Here is a 3,527-nt window from a genome sequence, read left to right as displayed (position 1 = left end):
GGGCGGCATGGCCGTGGTCACGAGCCACCAGCCCATCCCCCTTCCGCCCGGTCAGGTGGTGGAACTGTGAGCAGCGTGCGACCCTCCCCGACCGCCCACCCGCTGAGCCTGGGCGGTGCCGACACGGCCCTCGCCGCGGCGCAGCCCAGCCCGTTCAAGGCCATGCTCAGCGTGCTGCGGCGCGACCTGCTGCTCGCCATGCGGCGCAAGGCCGAAGTCCTGACGGCCCTGTTCTTCTTCCTGATCGTCAGCAGCCTGTTCCCGCTCGGCATCGGCCCCGAGCCGGCCCTGCTGCGCAAGATCGGCCCCGGCGTGCTCTGGGTCGGCGCCCTGCTGGCCACCATGCTGGGCCTGCAAAGGATGTTTTATTCCGACCACCTGGACGGAACGCTGGAACAAATGGTGCTTTCGAGCGCTCCATTACCTCTGCTGGTGACCGGGAAAATCATCGCCCACTGGCTCGTCTCCGGTTTGCCGGTCGTCGTGCTGGCGCCTATCCTGGGCCTGCAGTTCGACCTCGATCCGGGCGCCCTGTGGATCCTGGCGCTGGGCCTGCTGATCGGCACGCCGGTGCTGTCGCTGATCGGCGCGGTCGGCGCGGCGCTGACGCTCGGCGTGCGCGGAGGAGGGGCCTTGCTGAGCCTGCTGGTGCTGCCGCTGTACATTCCGACCCTGATCTTCGGGGCCGGCGCGGTGCAGGCCCACCTGTCCGGCCAGGGGGCGGGCGGGCACCTGTCGCTGCTGGGCGCGCTTCTTGCGCTGGCCTTGTTTTTCGTGCCGTGGGCGACGACCGCCGCCCTGAGGATTTCGCTGGAATGAGTCACCGTCTGATCAACTGGTTCAAGCTGTCCAGTCCCTACAGCTTCTTCCCGATGGCGGGACGCATGATCCCGTGGTTCTGGGCGCTGGCCGTGGTGTTCGGCATCGCCGGCCTCTACATGGGCTTCTTCGTCGCCCCGACCGACGCCACCCAGGGCGACAGCTACCGCATCATCTTCCTGCACGTGCCGGCCTCGTGGATGTCGATGTTCATCTACATCGTGATGGCCTTCTGGGCCGGCATGGGGCTGGCGTTCAACACCCGGCTGTCCTCCATGTGGGCCCTGTCGCTGGCGCCCACGGGCGCGCTGATGGCCTTCCTGTCGCTGTGGACGGGCGCCCTGTGGGGCAAGCCGACCTGGGGCACCTGGTGGGTCTGGGACGCCCGGCTCACCTCGGAATTGATACTGCTGTTCCTGTACCTGGGATTCATGGCGCTGCACGCGGCCATCGACGAGCCGCGCCGCGCCGACCGCGCCGCCGCCGTGCTGGCGCTGGTGGGCGTGGTGAACGTGCCCATCATCTACTTCTCGGTGAAGTGGTGGAATACCCTGCACCAGGGCTCCTCGGTCTCCATGACCAAGGCGCCCTCGATGGCACAGACGATGCTTTGGGGCATGCTGCTCATGGCCCTCTGCTTCTGGATGTACTCGATCGCCGCCGCGCTGACGCGCCTGCGGGCGGTCATCCTCGAACGCGAGGCGCACACCGACTGGGTGCTGCGCCTGCCGGAGGCCACGGCATGATCTGGAATTCGATGTCCGACTTCTGGCACATGGGAGGCTACGGCCTCTATGTGTGGGGCAGCGTGGGCGTGTGCGCCATCGCGCTGGTATGGGAGCAGGTGGCGCTGAAGAAGCGCACCGAAGCGATCCTCCGCAGCCTGCGGCGGCGTGCGCGGGCGGAAAAGATGGACCGGGAACTGGCATGAAGAACTGGAAGAAGAGGGGCGCGATCGTCCTGGCGGGCGTCGCTGCCGTGGGCACCGCCGCGGCGCTGGTGCTCAATGCGCTGAACAGCAACATCGCGCTGTACGTCACACCCACCGAGGTGCTCGCGGGCAAGGCGCCCGAAGGCCGCGCCTTCCGCATCGGCGGGCTGGTGAAGGAGGGCTCGCTCAAGCGCGAGAACCTCACCGCCAGCTTCATCGTGACCGACACGGTGAAGGACGTGAACGTCTCCTACACCGGCCTGCTGCCCGACCTGTTCAAGGAAGGCAAGGGCGCCGTGGTGCAGGGCAAGATGGACGCCTCGGGCAAGTTCGTCGCCTCCGAGGTGCTGGCCAAGCACGACGAGAACTACATGCCGGCCGAGGCGCAGCACGCGATCGACCAGGCGAAGAAGGTCGACGCCCAGACCAAGCACATGAGCCCCTCGACCCTGCAGCAGCAGCAATGAAAGTCAAGCACCTCATCCCGCTCGCGATCTTCCTGGTGATCGCGATCTTCCTGGGCATCGGCCTGACGCGCGATCCGCGCAAGCTGCCCTCCACCTTCATCGACAAGCCGGCGCCGGCCTTCCGGGTGCCGCAGGTGCATGCCGCGGACAAGACCTTCTCGCCGCAGGACATGAAGGGGCAGGTCTGGATGATGAACGTGTACGCCTCCTGGTGCACGGCCTGCCGGGTGGAGCATCCGCTGCTGGTGGAGATCGGCAAGTCGAACGCCGTGCCGCTGATCGGGCTGGACTACAAGGACAAGCGCGAGGATGCGCTCAAGTTCCTGGAGCAGCTGGGCAACCCGTACACGCTTTCGGCGTACGACCTCGATGGCCGGGTCGGCATCGACTTCGGCGTCTACGGCGTGCCCGAGACCTTCATCATCGACAAGCAGGGCGTCATCCGCCACAAGCAGATCGGCCCCATCACCCCCGAGGCCCTGCAGAACGAGATCCTGCCGCTGATCGCGAAGCTGAAGGCGGCTTGAGCACTCAACAGCCGAAAAGCGCGACAGCCGGACGCAAAGGACGCCAAGGTTCCGCAAAGGACGCAAAGGAACAGCCATTGAAGAATGGTTTTCCTTTGCGTCCTTTGCGCTTTCTTCGCGTCCTTTGCGTCCGGCTGTTGGATCGATGCGGGTGATGGCGCCCTGGCGGATGGACTACCATCCGCCGCATGGACCTCTCCCGCTTTCCCCGCCGGCGCTACACGGCGTTCGAGACGCCGGTCGAATTCCTTCCCAATTTCACCCGGGCGCTCGCCGCCACCTGCCCCGGCGGCAAGGGGCCGCGGATCTGGATCAAGCGCGACGACATGCTGGGGCTGTTCCCCGGCGGCAACAAGACGCGCAAGCTGGAGTTCCTGGTCGCCGACGCGCTCGCCCAGGGTGCCGACACCCTGGTCACCTGCGGCGCGCCCCAGTCCAACCACTGCCGCATCACGCTCTCGGCGGCCGTGAAGGAAGGCCTGAAGTGCCGCTTCGTGATCGAGGAGCGGGTGCCGCACAGCTACCGGCCCGACGCCAGCGGCAACAACTTCATGTTCCGCCTGCTGGGCGTGGAGGCGATCACGGTCGTTCCCGGCGGCAGCGACATGGCCGCCGCGATGGCCACGGTGGCCGAGGAGGTCGCGGCGCTCGGGCGCAAGGCCTACGTCATTCCCGGCGGCGGCTCCAACGCCATCGGCGGCCTGGGCTACGTCGCCTGCGCCCAGGAGCTGCAGCAGCAACTGTTCGACCAGGCCCTGCGCATCGACCGCCTGGTGGTCGGCT

General features: G+C 67.2%; 6 protein-coding genes. All 6 read left to right on the top strand.

Going from position 1 to position 3,527, the window contains the following annotated elements; translation table 11 throughout:
- The first annotated feature begins 162 nt into the window (after nucleotides 1–162).
- Nucleotides 163–819, top strand: a complete 657-nt coding sequence (gene ccmB, locus VFM98_RS00590; protein WP_325107944.1) for a heme exporter protein CcmB — start codon at nucleotides 163–165, stop codon at nucleotides 817–819.
- On the top strand, nucleotides 816–1,565 hold the full coding sequence (gene ccmC / locus VFM98_RS00585) for a heme ABC transporter permease CcmC (protein ID WP_325107943.1): 750 nt from the start codon (nucleotides 816–818) through the stop codon (nucleotides 1,563–1,565). The genes ccmB and ccmC overlap by 4 nt, the downstream gene beginning before the upstream one ends.
- Nucleotides 1,562–1,750, top strand: coding sequence for a heme exporter protein CcmD (ccmD, locus tag VFM98_RS00580; protein ID WP_325107942.1), 189 nt, complete (start codon nucleotides 1,562–1,564; stop codon nucleotides 1,748–1,750). Before ccmC ends, ccmD begins: the two co-directional genes overlap by 4 nt.
- A complete protein-coding gene (gene ccmE, locus VFM98_RS00575; RefSeq protein ID WP_325107941.1) occupies nucleotides 1,747–2,217 on the top strand; it encodes a cytochrome c maturation protein CcmE in 471 nt (156 codons plus the stop codon). Before ccmD ends, ccmE begins: the two co-directional genes overlap by 4 nt.
- Nucleotides 2,214–2,744: a DsbE family thiol:disulfide interchange protein gene (locus tag VFM98_RS00570; protein ID WP_325107940.1), complete on the top strand. Its 531-nt coding sequence runs from the start codon at nucleotides 2,214–2,216 to the stop codon at nucleotides 2,742–2,744. Before ccmE ends, VFM98_RS00570 begins: the two co-directional genes overlap by 4 nt.
- A 188-nt stretch (nucleotides 2,745–2,932) precedes the next feature.
- A partial coding sequence (locus VFM98_RS00565) for a pyridoxal-phosphate dependent enzyme (RefSeq protein WP_325107939.1) occupies nucleotides 2,933–3,527 on the top strand: 595 nt, incomplete at its 3' end.

It is taken from the genome of Ramlibacter sp., from assembly GCF_035706265.1.
In the GTDB taxonomy this organism is placed as follows: Bacteria; Pseudomonadota; Gammaproteobacteria; order Burkholderiales; family Burkholderiaceae_C; genus Ramlibacter.
Note: the sequence above shows the minus strand (reverse complement) of the source record. Positions and strands in the feature narration are given on the sequence as shown.